The sequence below is a fragment of the Streptomyces hyderabadensis genome (assembly GCF_020404845.1).
Classification (GTDB): Bacteria; Actinomycetota; Actinomycetes; order Streptomycetales; family Streptomycetaceae; genus Streptomyces; species Streptomyces hyderabadensis.
Window position 1 is genome coordinate 451,304 of record NZ_JAIOJZ010000001.1, and the last position, 15,815, is coordinate 467,118.

A 15,815-nucleotide genomic window follows, 5' to 3' on the forward strand; every position below is an offset into this window, starting at 1 on the left:
TTGCCTCCTGATCATGTTTCGGTAGATGTCTTGAGCCACGCGCGTGCGCGAAGCTTGGCCGTAGTCCACACGGGCGGGACGGATCGCGCAAGTACCCGGCGACTGGGACCGCCGAAACGGTGACGATCCCGGCCGTGTCGCCGCAACTCCAGCCATGCCGTCCAGCCCGAAGGTGACGTACACCACACCTATCTGCCCCGTTTGCGTATTTGGGAACCATGTGTGGGTACGAGACTCGAATGAACGTGCCCCCGATCCTCACGGGAGAACCGGTTACCCCACGGTACAGATGACGATCGCCCCCGCGAGGTACACGATGGGGAACCAGCGGGGGAATCGGCGCACACACCCGTAATGGCATCCGAAACGGCACCCGGGAAAGGCACCCGGGAAGTCACCCGGAAAAACGGCCCTCCGACAGCGAAGGAACAGCGTGGCTTCCGCATCCGATCGCAGTGATCGCAGTCCGATCATCATTGGCGGCCTTCCCAGTCAGGTTCCTGACTTCGACCCCGAGGAAACCCAGGAGTGGCTCGACTCCCTCGACGCCGCCGTCGACGCGCGCGGCCGGGAGCGGGCCCGTTACCTGATGCTGCGGCTGATCGAGCGGGCCCGCGAGAAGCGCGTGGCCGTGCCCGAGATGCGCAGCACGGACTACGTCAACACCATCCCGACCAAGAGCGAGCCGTTCTTCCCCGGCAACGAGGAGATCGAGCGCAAGATCCTCAACGCCACCCGCTGGAACGCCGCGGTGATGGTCTCGCGCGCGCAGCGGCCCGGTATCGGCGTCGGCGGCCACATCGCGACCTTCGCCTCCTCCGCCTCCCTGTACGACGTGGGCTTCAACCACTTCTTCCGGGGCAAGGACGAGGGCGACGGCGGCGACCAGGTCTTCTTCCAGGGGCATGCCTCACCGGGCATCTACGCGCGCGCGTACCTGCTGGACCGGCTCAGCGAGGAGCACCTCGACGGCTTCCGCCAGGAGAAGTCCAAGGCGCCGCACGCGCTGTCCTCCTACCCGCACCCGCGGTCGATGCCGGACTTCTGGGAGTTCCCGACGGTCTCCATGGGCCTCGGTCCGATCGGCGCGATCTTCCAGGCCCGGATGAACCGCTACATGCACGCGCGCGGGATCGCGGACACCTCCAAGTCGCACGTGTGGGCCTTCCTCGGCGACGGCGAGATGGACGAGCCGGAGTCGCTGGGCCAGTTGTCCATCGCCGCCCGGGAGGGCCTGGACAACCTGACCTTCGTGGTCAACTGCAACCTCCAGCGCCTGGACGGCCCGGTACGCGGCAACGGCAAGATCATCCAGGAGCTGGAGTCGGTCTTCCGGGGCGCCGGCTGGAACGTGATCAAGCTGGTCTGGGACCGCACCTGGGACCCGCTGCTCGCCCAGGACCGCGACGGCGTGCTGGTCAACCGCATGAACACGACCCCGGACGGCCAGTTCCAGACGTACGCCACCGAGTCCGGCGCCTACATCCGCGACCACTTCTTCGGCGACGACCACCGGCTGCGCGCGATGGTCGAGAACATGACCGACGACCAGATCCTGCACCTGGGCCGCGGCGGTCACGACCACCGCAAGATCTACGCGGCGTACAAGGCGGCGCTGGAGCACAAGGGCCAGCCGACGGTGATCCTGGCCAAGACGATCAAGGGCTGGACACTGGGTCCGAACTTCGAGGGCCGCAACGCCACGCACCAGATGAAGAAGCTGACGGTCGACGACCTCAAGCGCTTCCGCGACCGGCTGCACCTGCCGATCTCCGACAAGGAGCTGGAGTCCGGCCCGCCGCCGTACTACCACCCGGGCCGGGACACGGAGGAGATGCAGTACATGCACGACCGCCGGCTCGGTCTCGGCGGGTACGTGCCGACCCGGGTCGTGCGGTCGAAGCCGCTCGCCCTGCCGGACGACAAGACGTACGCGACCGTGAAGAAGGGCTCGGGTCAGCAGTCCATCGCGACGACGATGGCCTTTGTGCGGCTCCTGAAGGACCTCATGCGGGACAAGGAGATCGGCAAGCGGTTCGTGCTGATCGCGCCGGACGAGTACCGCACCTTCGGCATGGACTCGTTCTTCCCGAGCGCGAAGATCTACAACCCGCTGGGGCAGCAGTACGAGTCCGTGGACCGGGACCTGCTGCTCGCCTACAAGGAGGCGCCGAACGGGCAGATGCTGCACGACGGCATCTCCGAGGCCGGCTGCACGGCCTCGCTGATCGCGGCGGGCTCGGCGTACGCCACGCACGGCGAGCCGCTGATCCCGGTGTACGTCTTCTACTCGATGTTCGGTTTCCAGCGCACCGGCGACCAGTTCTGGCAGATGGGCGACCAGCTGGCGCGCGGTTTCGTACTGGGCGCGACCGCCGGCCGTACGACGCTGACCGGCGAGGGCCTCCAGCACGCGGACGGCCACTCGCAGCTGCTCGCCTCGACCAACCCGGCGTGCGTGGCGTACGACCCGGCCTTCGGCTTCGAGATCGCGCACATCGTCAAGGACGGCCTGCGGCGGATGTACGGCGGGGACGAGCAGCACCCGCACGGCGAGGACGTCTTCTACTACCTCACCGTCTACAACGAGCCCATCCGGCACCCGGCCGAGCCGGAGAACGTGGACGTCGAGGGCATCCTCAAGGGCGTGTACCGCTTCAGCGAGGGCACCGGCGGCTCGATCCCGGCGCAGATCATGGCGTCCGGGGTCGCGGTGCCGTGGGCCGTCGAGGCACAGCGCATCCTCGCCGAGGAGTGGAACGTGCGGGCCGACGTCTGGTCGGCGACCTCGTGGAACGAGCTGCGGCGCGAGGCCGTGGCCTGCGAGGAGCACAACCTGCTGCATCCCGAGGAGGAGCAGCAGGTGCCCTACGTGACGCGGAAGCTGGCGGGTGCGCAGGGGCCGTTCGTGGCGGTGTCCGACTGGATGCGGTCGGTGCCGGACCAGATCGCGCGGTGGGTGCCGGGGACGTACCAGTCGCTGGGCGCGGACGGCTGGGGTTTCGCGGACACGCGCGGGGCGGCGCGGCGGTTCTTCCACATCGACGCGGAGTCGATCGTGGTGGGCGTGCTGAGCGAGCTGGCGCGGGAGGGGAAGGTCGACCGGTCGGTGCTGAAGCAGGCGATCGACCGGTACCGGCTGCTCGACGTGGCGGCGGCGGACCCGGGCGTGGCCGGCGGGGACGCGTAGGGCCGGACACCGGCCGGTGCGCGCAGGGCGATGCGCGTAAAGCCCGGACACCGGCCGGTGTCCGGGCGGCGGCGACGCCCTGCCGCGGCTGGAACATGCCGGGGCAGGGCGTCGCCGCTCCGTCGAGCCGGATCGGTCCCAGGAGTGTGCCGACGCCTCCGTCGACGCGGGGCCGCGCGGTCCGGCCCGGTCCATGACCTCGTCCGGCCATGTGAGCGGGGGTGCCTGCGCGCTTCCCGTCCGAAGCCCGCCGCCATCAACTCCCGGAACTCCTCGTGGGGTTCGGGTACCCGCGTGCGGCGTCTCATGCCTGGCACCCGGCCAATTCGCGCCGCTTCGAACGTGCTGCCTGCGCGCCGCCCCCCTCCGGCAGCGCGCCGCAGCCTCGCGCCCTCCGTGCCCTGCGGAGGACTTGACCCACTGTGACCTGCGGGGTCGGGCGGAGGGGAAGGGTTCGCGGCCCTGTCACCCTGATGGACGAACCGGGTGGCAGGGCCGGGGGACCTCGCGGGCGTGGCTCAGATGTGGCCCACGCCCGCGCCCGCCTCCGCGTTCTCACCGCGCTTGGTGAGGAAGGCGACGCACACCGCCACGACCGCGACCCCGGCGGCCACCAGCGAGGCCAGGCTCATGCCGGAGATGAAGGTGTCGTGGGCGACGTCGGTGATCTTCCCGGCGACCTCGGCCGGGGTGCCCGGGGGCACCGGCGGGACGCCGACCCGGACCGCCTCGGAGGCCTGGTGCGCCTGTTCCGGCGTCAGCTCGGGGAGTCCCGCGTCCGTCCAGTTGCCGGCCAGGTCGCTGTCGACCTTGGAGGCCATCACGGCGCCCAGCACGGCCGTGCCGAGGCTGCCGCCGATCTGCATCGCCGCCTGCTGGAGGCCGCCCGCGACGCCCGACAGCTCCATGGGCGCGTTGCCGACGATGACCTCGGTGGCGCCGACCATGACGGGCGCGAGGCCGAGGCCCAGCAGGGCGAACCAGAGCGACATCAGGGCGCTGCCGGTGCCCGTGTCCAGCGTGGAGATGCCGAACATGGCGATCGCGGTGAACGCCATGCCGCCGGCCAGCGGGATGCGCGGACCGACCTTGGTGATCATCGCGCCGGCCAGCGGCGAGGCGACGATCATCATGCCGGTGAGCGGCAGCAGGTGCAGACCGGCGTCGACGGGGCTCATGCCGTGGACGTTCTGCAGGTAGAAGGTGACGAAGAACAGACCGCCCATGAAGGCGATGGCCATCAGCACCATCAGGACCACACCGGCCGACAGCGGCACCGAGCGGAACATCGCCAGCGGGATCAGCGGCTCCCGCACCTTGGTCTCCCAGACCGAGAACAGGGCGAAGCCCACCACCGAACCGCCGATGTACAGCCAGGTCTGACCGGAGCCCCAGCCCCACTCGGGCGCCTTGATCAGGGCCCAGACGAGGGCGAACATCGAAGCCGACAGCAGCACGATGCCGAGGACGTCGAAGGAGCGCGGCGCGTTCTCGGCCCGGTGGTCCAGCAGGATCATGACGCCGAGCACGACGGCGACGACGCCCACGGGCACGTTGATGAAGAACACCGACTGCCAGTTGACGTGCTCGACCAGCACACCGCCGAGGATCGGGCCGCCCGCGGTGGAGGCGCCGATGACCATGCCCCAGATGCCGATCGCCATGTTGAGCTTCTCGGCCGGGAAGGTGGCCCGCAGCAGGCCGAGCGCGGCCGGCATCAGCAGCGCGCCGAACAGGCCCTGGAAGACCCGGAAGACGATGACCGCCGCGATGCTGCCGGACAGTCCGATGGCGCCGGAGGAGGCGGCGAAGCCCGCCACGCCGATCAGGAAGGTCTGCCGGTGGCCGAAGCGGTCACCGAGCTTGCCCGCGGTGATCAGGGCGACCGCGAGGGCGAGGAAGTAGGCGTTGGTGATCCACTGGACGTCCGCGAGGCTGGCGTCCAGGTCGTCCTGGATGGCCGGGTTGGCGATCGCCACGATGGTGCCGTCCAGGGCCACCATCATGACCCCGACCGCGACGGTGACGAGGGTGACCCACGGATGGCCGCGCCATCCCTTGGCGGGCGCCGAACCCGCCGGGGTGCCGTCACCCGGTCCCGGCTTGTCGAGGGTGGTCTGACTAGTCATACCGCCGAGGCTAATGACAGCCTCTGACAGTTGACAAACCAATTCACGAGTCAGTAACTGACATGTCATTCCCATATAGCCTGAACAGGGGAAACCGCTCGAAGGAGACGACTTTTGAAGGTGGCCGGCACATCGGCGCCGCCGGAGACCGCGCCCGCGGCCTCCCGCCCCGGGCTGCGCGAACTCAAGAAGCAGCGCACCCGGGACCTGCTGCTGCGCTCCGCCCTCGAACTGTTCACCGAGCGCGGTTACGAGGAGACGACCGTCGACGACATCGCCGAGGCCGCCGACGTCTCGCAGCGGACCTTCTTCCGTTACTTCGCCTCCAAGGAGGAGGCGGCGTTCTTCGTGTCGCGGCTCGCGGAGTCCCGCTTCGTCGAGGCCGTGCACGCCCGGCCGCCCGGGGAGGCGCCCCTGGACGCGCTGCGCCTGGCCCTCGCGGAGAGCTGGGACACCATCGGCGAGGCGGTCGAGCAGGTGGTCCCGCTCGAACTGCACATGCGTTTCTACCGGGTGATCGAGTCGACGCCCGCGCTGCTCGCCGCCCATCTGCGGCGCGCCACGGAGCTGGAGGAGGAGATCGCCCGCGTCGTCGCCGGCCGCGAGGGCCTGGACATCGACCGGGACCCGCGGCCCCGCGTGGTCGTGGCCGTCTTCGGAGCGGTGATGCGGGTGACCGAACGCATCTGGTCGGCGCGCGACGACGCCGGTCTGGCGGCGCTGCGGGATCTGACGGCCACTTACCTCGATCAGGTGACGCCCGCGCTCACCGGGGACTGGCGCGGCCCCGAAACGTGATCCGTGTCACTGGATTCACGCGAGACCGGCCCGTTCTCCTAGTGTGTCCTCCCAGTGACTTCCTTCGACACCTCCCCGCAGCTGAACGTCTGGCGCGCCCTGCTCGCCCTGGCCGTGGTGTTCGTGATGCTGGCGACCACCGGCTGGACCGCCCTGCGCAACCAGCGGGGCCCCACGGCCCTCGAAGCGTCGGTCACGGCCTGGGAGCACGGCCGGATCGACGGGCGGCGGCTGCCCGACGCCCAGGCGGCACCCGCCCGGCTGGCCCGCTTCTTCGCCTCGCTCACCGCATGGCAGCGCACCAGCCTGGCCCACCGGTATCCCCTGGCCGTCGGCAACATGAACGGTGCCCCCGTCCAACTGCGCTACCTCGCCAACCGCTCCGCGCTGCAGGAGGCGCGGTCGGTGGAGCGCGCCCGCATGCACGACAAGCGCCTGTCCCCCGCCGGACAGCGCGAGGCCGGCCGCCGGATGCGCAACTACGAGTCCCTGCTCGACCCGGGCCGGCACATCCTCGCCTTCGACCCGGCGGGCTCGGGCCGGGTCGCCGAGGTGTTCGGCAACCTGAACCGCGCCGACCGGGTGTCCGTCGTCGTGCCCGGCGTCGACACCGAACTGCTCACCTTCCAGCGCACCGACCGCAAGAAGTACGCGGCGCCGGCCGGCATGGCCAAGTCGCTGTACGCGGCCGAGCGCGCGGCGAGCCCCGGTACCGACACGGCCGTGATCGCCTGGGCCGACTACACCTCCCCCAGCGGCCTCGGCATGGAGGCGGCCACCGCGAACCGCGCCGAGCACGGGGCCGTGCGGCTGAACGCGCTGCTGCGGGCGCTGCCCGGCCGGTCCCCGGTCTCCCTCTTCTGCCACAGCTACGGCTCGGTGGTGTGCGGTCTGGCCGCCGACACGCTGCCCGGCCGGGTGAGCGACATAGCGGTGGCCGGCAGCCCCGGCATGCGTGCCGAGAACGCCTCCCACCTGGACACCTCCGCCCGCGTGTGGGCGATGCGGGACGCCGACGACTGGATCCAGGACGTGCCGTACCTGGAGGTCGGCGGCCTCGGGCACGGCGCCGACCCGGTGTCCGCCGGCTTCGGGGCGCGGGTGCTCTCCGCGCGGGACGCCCGCGGGCACAGCGGCTACTTCGTGCCGGGCACGGACAGCCTGCGGAACTTCGCGGGGATCGGGGTTGGCGCATACCGCACGGTCGCCTGCGCCGACGAAGACGACACATGCCGGGCGGGTTTGTCCGCGGCGACGACGGCCGGACGCGCGTAGAGGCGCAGAAACTCCGGTTTGCACGGGGAGGGGACGGGAAGGCTCGTGCCGCATACGATGAGCCGCATGGGTGACGTACTGGCCGGATTTCATGCCGCCTGGGAGTTCGAGTCCGACTCCGTGCTCATCCGCTACGAACGGGGGATTCGAACACCCAAGTTGTTCCAGGCCCTGGGGGAACGCCGGGTGCCCCTGGAGGCGATCGCCGGCGTGACGCTCACGCCCGGCAGACGGGGCACCGTCGTGCTGCGCGTCGAGCCGCGCGCGGGGGCCGATCCGCTGATCGAGGCGGCGGCCGGGCAGCTGAAGGAGAGCGGCGACCCCTACCGGCTGGTGCTGCCCGCCGAGCGGGAGACGCTCGCGGAGTACTACGCCGACGAGCTGCGGGCCCTGCTGACCGAGTCCGGCAAGACCGAGCGCTACCTGGTCGCCCCGCCCGAGGCACCGTTGCACTTCAAGGCGTACGACGGGAAGGCGTCCTTCGACGGGACGGCGGTGTCCTTCCGGTGGTCCTGGACGGGCGCGTCGTCGGCGAAGTGGAAGGCCGGCGACCAGAGCTTCCCGGTCGCCGACCTGGGCGGGGTGGAGTGGCGCTCCCCCGAGATGTTCGAGGGGTACCTGCGGCTGCTGCCGCGCGACGCCGAGGCCGCGGCCGCGCCGGCCGCACCGGCCGTCCCGCAGGCCGACCAGGATCCGGCGGCGGTCGTGTTCGGGCTCGGGTACGGGCCGGTGCACGAGTCACTGCCGTTCGCCGCGGCGGTGCTGGCGGCGGTGCGGGAACGGAGCGCCTCGGCGCCCGTGCCGGTACCGGTGCCGGCACCCCGGCGGGACCCGGCCGACATCGCCGAGCGGATCCGGCACCTCGGGGAGCTGCACCAGCAGGGGCTGGTGACGGACGAGGAGTTCTCCTCGAAGAAGGCGGAGTTGTTGGCGGAGCTCTAGCGTCTGCCGGGCTTCTGTTCCGCTTCCGGGTGCGGTCCCGTGGTGGCCGGTCGCGCCCGCGCGGCGGAGCCGCACATCGATGCAGCCCCGCGCCCCTTCGGGGCGCTTCCCTACTCCCGTCCGGCAGACGCGAACGTCATGTCCGCGTAGCGGTCGCCCGCGACCTTCTCCGCGATCGGCTCCAGCAGGGACAGCTCGTCGTCGGTCAGGACGATCCCCGTCGCCGCCGTGTTCTCCGCCACCCGCGTCGGCTTCCGGGTGCCCGGGATCGGGATCACCGGCAGGCCGTGGACCTCGGCCCGCTGCTGGACCCAGGCCAGGGCTATCTGGCCGAGGGTGGCGCCATGGGCCTCGGCGACCGTGCGGACCGGGGCGAGGAGCGCCGCGTTGGCCGCCGCGTTGTCGCCGGTGAAGCGGGGCTGCTGGTGGCGGAAGTCGTCGTCGGCCAGCCCGTCGGTACTGGTGACCGAGCCGGTGAGGAAGCCCCGGCCCAGCGGTGAGTAGGGCACCAGGGCGACGCCCAGCTCGGCGGCGGCCGGTACCACGCCCGCCTCGATGTCCCGGCTGAACAGCGACCACTCCGACTGGACGGCCGCGATCGGGTGGACGGCGTGCGCCGCCCGCAGCTCCCGGGCGGTGACCTCGCTCAGGCCGAGGTGCCTGACCTTGCCCTCCCGCACCAGCTCGGCCATGGCGCCGACGGTCTCCTCGATCGGCACGTTCACGTCGCGCCGGTGCATGTAGTAGAGGTCGATCACGTCGAGGTCGAGGCGCCGCAGGCTCGCCTCGACGGCCTCGCGGATGTACGGCGCGTCGTTGCGGATGATCCGCCTGGTCGGCTCGTCCGGGGGGATCGACAGCGCGAACTTGGTCGCGACGACGACGTCCTCGCGGTGGGCCTTGAAGAACGGCGCCAGGAACCGCTCGTTCTCGCCCGCGCCGTACGCGTCGGCCGTGTCGTACAGCGTGACGCCCAGCTCCAGCGCCCGTTCCAGGGTGGCCCGGGAGGCGTCGGCGTCGGCGGGGCCGTAGGCGAAGCTCATGCCCATGCAGCCCAGGCCCTGGACGCCCACCCGCGGGCCCGCGGTGCCGAGCCGCGCCGTCGGGATCCTGCTGTCGTTCATCGGTTGCCCTCCTCTTCCCGGGTGCGTCCGGCGTCCCCGTAGAAGCTGATCTTCCGGTCGAGTACGGCGAGGGTGTCCCGCAGCTCGGCGATCCGCGCCAGCACGTCGTGGCGGGTGGCCTCCAGCAGTTCGCGCCGCTCGGGGTAGGTGCTCTCGCCCTCGCGCACCAGCTCCGCGTACCGGACCATGTCGGCGACCGGCATGCCGGTCAGGCGCAGTTTCCCGACCAGGTCGAGCCAGTCCAGGTCGCGGTTGCTGTAGCGGCGCTGGCCGGTGTGCGAGCGGTCGATGTGGGACATCAGCCCGATCCGCTCGTACCAGCGCAGGGTGTGGGCCGTCAGGCCGGTGACGGCGACGACCTCGCTGATCGTGTAGCGGTCCTGCCCGTCGGGGCGCGGGTGGCGCGGGGGCGGGAAGGAGCAGATGTCCGTTCCGGTGGCTTCTGTGGTGGCGTTCGGCGCGAGGGTCCCGGCCGTGGTCTGCATCACCGTCATGACCTCAACGCTATGACCTTGGAGTGCACTCCAGGCAAGCGCGTACGGCGGGAAATCCACAGGACACGCGCCCCGGCCCGTCATTAGCGTGCGGGGCATGAGCCTCGTACGCCGTGCCGTGGCCGAAGACGCGCAGGAAGTGCTCCGTCTCCGCCAGGTGATGATCGATTCCATGGACCCGGACGCTCCCACCGACTGGCAGGCGGGTGCGCTGCCCGGCCTGCGGGCGGCGCTGGCCGATCCGGACGGGAGTTTCGCGGCGTTCGTGGTCGACCACCCGGAGCGGCCGGGCGCGCTCGCGGCGCTGGTGGTGGGGACGCTGGAGTACCGGATCGGCGGGCCCGGCCGCCCGGCGAGCGGCCTGCTCGGATACGTCTTCAGCGTCGCCACCGACCCGGACGCCCGGCGCCGCGGGTACGCGCGCGCGTGCATGGACGAGCTGCTGGAGTGGTTCCGCGAGCGGGGTGCCGGGCACGTCATGCTCACGGCCTCCCCCGACGCCGAGCCCCTGTACGCGTCGATGGGCTTCACGCGCGACACCACCCCCTCGATGCGGCTGTACCTCTGAGCCGCTTAGGCTCGACGCCATGTCCTTGAACAGCCTCGCGTCGATCGAGAACTGGCCGGTCCCCACCGCGGCGGCGGGCGTCGTACGGGCGGACGGCACGGCCCTCGGCACCCACGGCCCCGTCGCGCACCGCTTCCCGCTCGCCTCGGTCACCAAGCCGCTGGCGGCGTACGCGGCGCTCGTGGCCTACGAGGAGGGCGCGATCGAGCTGGACGAGCCCGCCGGGCCGCCCGGGGCGACGGTCCGCCACCTGCTCGCGCACACCTCGGGGCTGGCCTTCGACGAGCACCGGACGACCTCCGCGCCCGGGGAGCGCCGGCTGTACTCCAACGCCGGTTTCGAGCAGCTGGGCGACCACATCGCGAAGGCGGCGGACATGCCGTTCGCCGAGTACGCCCGGCAGGCGGTGCTGGAGCCGCTGGGCATGACGGCGACCTCGCTGGAGGGCTCCCCGGCGAAGGACGGCGTGTCCACGGTCGGGGACCTGCTCCGCTTCGCCGCCGAGGTGCAGGCGCCCCGGCTGCTGGACCCGCGCACGGTCGCCGAGGCGATGACGGTCCAGTACCCGGGCACCAAGGGCGTGCTGCCGGGCTACGGCCACCAGAACCCCAACGACTGGGGCCTCGGCTTCGAGATCCGGAACGGCAAGTCCCCGCACTGGACGGGGGCCTCGTCCTCGCCGCGCACCTTCGGCCACTTCGGCCAGTCCGGCACGTTCCTGTGGATCGACCCCGACGCCGGGCTCGCCTGCGTGGCCCTCACCGACCGGGCCTTCGGCCCCTGGGCGGTCGAGGTCTGGCCGCCCTTCACGGACGGGGTGCTCGCGGAGGTACGGAGCCGGTCCTAGGCCATCTCCCACATCAGCACCTCGGCCGGCGCCACGGCCACCGCGGCCATCCCCTCGGCGTCCGTGACGCGGGCCGCGTCGCCCGGGCCCAGTCGCTCACCGTCCAGGTCCACCTCGCCCCGCACCACGTGCACGTACACGTGCGCCCCGTCCGGCACCGCCGTCCGCTCCCCGGCGGTCAGCCGGCGCACGTGCAGCATCGCGCCGGCCTCCGGGACGGCGTACGGGGTGGAGTCGGCGATGCCGCGGACGATCTCGTAGGCGGGGTCGCCGCCGGGCTCGTGCGGGGCCAGCCACATCTGGACGAAGGTGAGGGGGACGGCCGCGTCGTTGCGCTCGACGTGCCGGACGCCGCCCGCCGCGCTGAGGCGTTGCACGTCACCGGCGCGTACCACCGTCTCGTGGCCCGTGCTGTCGCGGTGGGTCAGCTCGCCCTGCACCACCCAGGTGACGATCTCGGTGTGGCTGTGCGGGTGCTCGTCGAAGCCCGCGCCGGGCGCGAGGCGCTCCTCGTTGCAGGCCAGCAGGGCACCGAAGCGCAGGTTGCCGGGGTCGTAGTGGGGGCCGAAGGAGAAGGCGTGGCGGGAGACGATGCCGGCCGCCTCGTCGCCCCCGGGGTAGCGCTCGTCCGCGCGCCGTACGTCCATCACGTGGTCCACCGTAGTCCCGGCCCGGAGCGGCCCGGAGCGCGGCCGAGGCCCGCAGAACCGCCCCGGCGGCACACCCGCCCGGCCCGATAAGGCAGTCTTGTCCCCGTGCCCGAACCCGAAACCGGCAAGCCCGACGCCCCCGCCCAGCCCGCCCACCCGCACACCGCGACCCTGAAGCGGCTGGAGCAGTCCTCCGGATCGCTCGCCGCGCAGGCCATCGCGCGCATGGACGAGACGCTGCCGTGGTACCGGGCGATGCCACCGGAGAACCGTTCCTGGATCGGGCTGGTCGCCCAGGCCGGCATCGCCGCGTTCACCGAGTGGTTCCGGCGGCCGGACGCGCCCCAGGCCATCTCGACCGACGTCTTCGGCACCGCCCCGCGCGAGCTGACCCGGGCGATCACGCTGCGGCAGACCGTGGAGATGGTGCGGACCACCATCGAGGTGATGGAGTCCGCCATCGACGAGGTCGCCGCGCCCGGCGACGAGTCGGTGCTGCGCGAGGCGCTGCTCGTGTACGCCCGGGAGATCGCCTTCGCGACCGCCCAGGTCTACGCGCAGGCCGCCGAGGCACGCGGTGCCTGGGACGCCCGCCTGGAGTCCCTGGTGGTGAACGCCGTGCTCAGCGGCGAGGCCGACGAGGGGGCCGTGTCACGGGCCGCCGCCCTCGGCTGGAACTCGCCGGAGCACGTCTGCGTCGTGCTGGGCACCGCGCCCGACGGGGACTCCGAGCTGACCGTGGAGGCCATCCGGCGGGCCGCCCGGCACGCCAAGCTCCAGGTGCTGACCGGGGTGCTCGGGGACCGTCTGGTGGTGATCGCCGGGGGCCGCAACGACCCGCTGGCGGTGGCGAAGTCGCTGATCGGGCCGTTCGCGCAGGGGCCGGTCGTCGCCGGGCCCGTGGTGCCGGACCTGCTGGCCGCGACCCGGTCCGCACAGGCCGCCGCGGCCGGGCTCAAGGCGTGCACCGCCTGGCAGGACGCGCCGCGCCCGGTGCTCGCCGACGATCTGCTGCCGGAGCGCGCGATCGCCTCCGACCCGTCCGCTCGTGAGCAGCTGGTGGAGGAGATCTACAGACCACTGGAGGAGGCGGGGGCGGCACTCCTGGAGACGCTCAGTGTCTATCTCGAACAGGCGAGCAGTCTGGAGGGCGCCGCCCGGATGCTCTTCGTTCACCCGAACACCGTGCGCTACCGGCTCCGACGTGTGACTGACGTCACCGGATGGTCGCCCTCTGATGTACGGTCTGCGTTCACACTGCGGATCGCGCTGATCCTGGGGCGTCTGGCCGACGGAGATCCGCAACTCTAAGCTTTTGTGCAGGGTCCACAAAACCCGCTCCCGTTCTTCGTCCCTGTCCCCACGGGCGGTCGTGGCCGTCCTCAAGAGAGAGTGTGAGAGTGCTCGTACTCGTCGCTCCCGGCCAGGGCGCCCAGACGCCCGGCTTCCTGACTGACTGGCTCGCCCTTCCCGGCGCCGCGGACCGCGTCGCCGCGTGGTCCGACGCCATCCAGCTCGATCTCGCCCACTTCGGCACCAAGGCCGACGCGGACGAGATCCGTGACACGTCCGTGGCCCAGCCGCTGCTGGTCGCCGCCGGTCTCCTCTCCGCCGCGGCACTCGGTGACATCCCCGGGTTCGCGCCCGGCGCCGTCGCGGGCCACAGCGTCGGCGAGATCACCGCCGCCGCCTTCGCGGGCGTCCTCGACGACACCGCCGCGCTGACCCTCGTACGCAAGCGGGGCCTGGCCATGGCCGAGGCCGCCGCGGTGACCGAGACCGGCATGTCGGCGCTGCTCGGCGGCGACCCCGAGGTGAGCATCGCGCACCTGGAGAAGCTCGGCCTGACCCCGGCGAACGTGAACGGCGCCGGCCAGATCGTGGCGGCCGGCACCATGGAGCAGCTGGCCGCGCTGAACGAGGACAAGCCCGAGGGCGTCCGCAAGGTCGTCCCGCTGAAGGTGGCCGGCGCCTTCCACACGCAGCACATGGCGCCCGCGGTGGACCGGCTCGCCGAGGCCGCGAAGGCGCTGACGCCGGCCGACCCGAAGGTGACGTACGTCTCCAACAAGGACGGGCGGAGCGTCGCCACCGGCGCCGAGGTGCTGGAGCGGCTGGTCGGCCAGGTCGCCAACCCGGTGCGCTGGGACCTGTGCATGGAGACCTTCAAGGAGCTGGGCGTCACCGCGATCATCGAGGTGTGTCCGGGCGGCACGCTGACCGGGCTCGCCAAGCGGGCGCTGCCCGGCGTCAAGACGCTGGCCCTGAAGACCCCCGACAACCTCGACGCGGCCCGCGAGCTCGTCGCCGAGCACATCCAGGCCTGACAAGGAGCGCGAGAGCATGTCGAAGATCAAGCCCAGCAAGGGCGCCCCGTACGCGCGCATCCTCGGCGTCGGCGGATACCGTCCGACCCGGGTGGTGCCGAACGAGGTGATCCTCGAGAAGATCGACTCGTCCGACGAGTGGATCCGCTCGCGCTCCGGCATCGAGACCCGGCACTGGGCCGGACCCGAGGAGACCGTCGCCGCGATGTCGGTGGAGGCCTCCGGCAAGGCCCTCGCGGACGCCGGGATCGACGCCTCGCAGATCGGTGCCGTGGTCGTCTCGACCGTGTCGCACTTCAGCCAGACCCCCGCCATCGCCACCGAGATCGCCGACCGGCTGGGCACGGACAAGGCCGCGGCCTTCGACATCTCGGCCGGCTGCGCGGGCTTCGGCTACGGCCTGACCCTGGCCAAGGGCATGGTCGTCGAGGGCTCGGCGGAGTACGTGCTGGTCATCGGCGTGGAGCGGCTGTCGGACCTGACCGACCTGGAGGACCGGGCCACGGCCTTCCTGTTCGGCGACGGGGCCGGCGCGGTCGTGGTCGGCCCGTCCCAGGAGCCGGCCATCGGCCCGACGATCTGGGGCTCGGAGGGCGACAAGGCCGAAACGATCAAGCAGACGATCCCCTGGGACCGCTTCCGGGTCGGCGACGTCTCCGAGCTGCCCCTCGACTCCGAGGGCAACGTCAAGTTCCCCGCGATCACCCAGGAGGGCCAGGCGGTCTTCCGCTGGGCCGTGTTCGAGATGGCGAAGGTCGCGCAGCAGGCGCTGGACGCCGCCGGGATCAGCCCGGACGACCTGGACGTCTTCATCCCGCACCAGGCCAACGTGCGGATCATCGACTCGATGGTGAAGACGCTGAAGCTGCCGGACCACGTCACGGTCGCCCGTGACATCCGCACCACCGGCAACACCTCGGCCGCCTCGATTCCGCTCGCGATGGAGCGGCTCCTGGCGACCGGCGACGCGAAGAGCGGCGACACCGCACTCGTCATCGGCTTCGGGGCGGGTCTCGTCTACGCCGCGACGGTCGTTACCCTCCCCTAGGCACTCCGTGCCGGATCACCCGGTCCGGGACGGAGAGCAGCAACACCCGCCGCGACGCGGCGGACCGCCACACCCTCTGGACAACAACGAAGGAGCGCCACCATGGCCGCCACTCAGAAAGAGATCGTCGACGGTCTCGCGGAGATCGTGAACGAGATCGCCGGCATCCCGGTTGAGGACGTCCAGCTGGACAAGTCCTTCACCGACGACCTGGACGTCGACTCGCTGTCCATGGTCGAGGTCGTCGTCGCCGCCGAAGAGCGCTTCGACGTCAAGATCCCGGACGACGACGTCAAGAACCTCAAGACCGTCGGCGACGCGACGCAGTACATCCTCGACCACCAGGCCTGATCCGCCGATACTCGGGCATACCCCGGGTATCGGACAGATCCGGGCAGACTGCCCCGCCACCCGGCGGTGGCG

General features: G+C 71.6%; 14 protein-coding genes. 10 read left to right on the forward strand and 4 right to left on the reverse strand.

Going from position 1 to position 15,815, the window contains the following annotated elements; genetic code table 11:
• The first annotated feature begins 433 nt into the window (after window positions 1-433).
• Entirely contained in the window at window positions 434-3,190 is a 2,757-nt protein-coding gene (aceE, locus tag K7854_RS02110; RefSeq protein ID WP_226024593.1) for a pyruvate dehydrogenase (acetyl-transferring), homodimeric type, read from the forward strand.
• 518 nt (window positions 3,191-3,708) lie between these two features.
• Here the strand turns inward: aceE and K7854_RS02115 are convergent.
• Window positions 3,709-5,319, reverse strand: a complete 1,611-nt coding sequence (locus tag K7854_RS02115; RefSeq protein WP_226024594.1) for an MFS transporter — start codon at window positions 5,317-5,319, stop codon at window positions 3,709-3,711.
• A gap of 114 nt (window positions 5,320-5,433) precedes the next feature.
• Between K7854_RS02115 and K7854_RS02120 the strand changes: the two genes are divergently transcribed.
• The 3 genes from K7854_RS02120 to K7854_RS02130 all read left to right on the forward strand — a co-directional run bounded on the left by K7854_RS02120 (window position 5,434) and on the right by K7854_RS02130 (window position 8,334).
• Window positions 5,434-6,117, forward strand: a complete 684-nt coding sequence (locus K7854_RS02120) for a TetR family transcriptional regulator (RefSeq protein ID WP_226024595.1) — start codon at window positions 5,434-5,436, stop codon at window positions 6,115-6,117.
• A gap of 54 nt (window positions 6,118-6,171) precedes the next feature.
• The gene (locus tag K7854_RS02125) at window positions 6,172-7,392 is read left to right on the forward strand and encodes an alpha/beta hydrolase family protein (RefSeq protein WP_226024596.1); all 1,221 of its coding nucleotides are present in this window, start codon (window positions 6,172-6,174) and stop codon (window positions 7,390-7,392) included.
• Window positions 7,393-7,458: 66 nt separating this feature from the next.
• Entirely contained in the window at window positions 7,459-8,334 is an 876-nt protein-coding gene (locus tag K7854_RS02130; protein WP_226024597.1) for a DUF4429 domain-containing protein, read from the forward strand.
• 110 nt (window positions 8,335-8,444) lie between these two features.
• Here the strand turns inward: K7854_RS02130 and K7854_RS02135 are convergent, their stop codons facing one another.
• Both K7854_RS02135 and K7854_RS02140 read right to left on the reverse strand, forming a co-directional pair.
• Complete coding sequence (locus tag K7854_RS02135) at window positions 8,445-9,458, reverse strand: aldo/keto reductase (protein ID WP_226024598.1); 1,014 nt, start codon at window positions 9,456-9,458, stop codon at window positions 8,445-8,447.
• Window positions 9,455-9,952 carry a MerR family transcriptional regulator gene (locus K7854_RS02140; RefSeq protein ID WP_226024599.1) on the reverse strand — a complete coding sequence of 166 codons (498 nt, stop codon included), beginning with the start codon at window positions 9,950-9,952 and terminating at the stop codon, window positions 9,455-9,457. The genes K7854_RS02135 and K7854_RS02140 overlap by 4 nt, the downstream gene beginning before the upstream one ends.
• Before the next feature lie 97 nt (window positions 9,953-10,049).
• Here K7854_RS02140 and K7854_RS02145 point away from each other — a divergent pair, with 97 nt between their 5' ends.
• Together K7854_RS02145 and K7854_RS02150 are read left to right on the forward strand one after the other, a co-directional pair.
• A complete protein-coding gene (locus tag K7854_RS02145; protein WP_226024600.1) occupies window positions 10,050-10,520 on the forward strand; it encodes a GNAT family N-acetyltransferase in 471 nt (156 codons plus the stop codon).
• A 19-nt stretch (window positions 10,521-10,539) separates the two neighbouring features.
• Window positions 10,540-11,367: a serine hydrolase domain-containing protein gene (locus K7854_RS02150; protein WP_226024601.1), complete on the forward strand. Its 828-nt coding sequence runs from the start codon at window positions 10,540-10,542 to the stop codon at window positions 11,365-11,367.
• On the opposite strand, the gene K7854_RS02155 is transcribed toward K7854_RS02150, so the two are convergent.
• Window positions 11,364-12,014 carry a pirin family protein gene (locus K7854_RS02155; RefSeq protein WP_226024645.1) on the reverse strand — a complete coding sequence of 217 codons (651 nt, stop codon included), beginning with the start codon at window positions 12,012-12,014 and terminating at the stop codon, window positions 11,364-11,366. The two genes, K7854_RS02150 and K7854_RS02155, sit on opposite strands and share 4 nt — an antisense overlap.
• Before the next feature lie 108 nt (window positions 12,015-12,122).
• On the opposite strand from K7854_RS02155, the gene fasR reads away from it, so the two are divergent.
• The 4 genes from fasR (at window position 12,123) to K7854_RS02175 (ending at window position 15,743) form a co-directional block, all read left to right on the forward strand.
• Window positions 12,123-13,328, forward strand: coding sequence for a fatty acid biosynthesis transcriptional regulator FasR (gene fasR, locus K7854_RS02160; protein ID WP_052842855.1), 1,206 nt, complete (start codon window positions 12,123-12,125; stop codon window positions 13,326-13,328).
• Window positions 13,329-13,417: 89 nt separating this feature from the next.
• Window positions 13,418-14,344 (forward strand): ACP S-malonyltransferase, encoded by a 927-nt coding sequence (locus tag K7854_RS02165; protein WP_226024602.1) that lies wholly within the window; start codon window positions 13,418-13,420, stop codon window positions 14,342-14,344.
• 16 nt (window positions 14,345-14,360) lie between these two features.
• Window positions 14,361-15,392, forward strand: coding sequence for a ketoacyl-ACP synthase III (locus K7854_RS02170; protein WP_226024603.1), 1,032 nt, complete (start codon window positions 14,361-14,363; stop codon window positions 15,390-15,392).
• 102 nt (window positions 15,393-15,494) lie between these two features.
• Window positions 15,495-15,743, forward strand: coding sequence for an acyl carrier protein (locus K7854_RS02175; protein WP_226024604.1), 249 nt, complete (start codon window positions 15,495-15,497; stop codon window positions 15,741-15,743).
• Window positions 15,744-15,815: the final 72 nt, after the last annotated feature.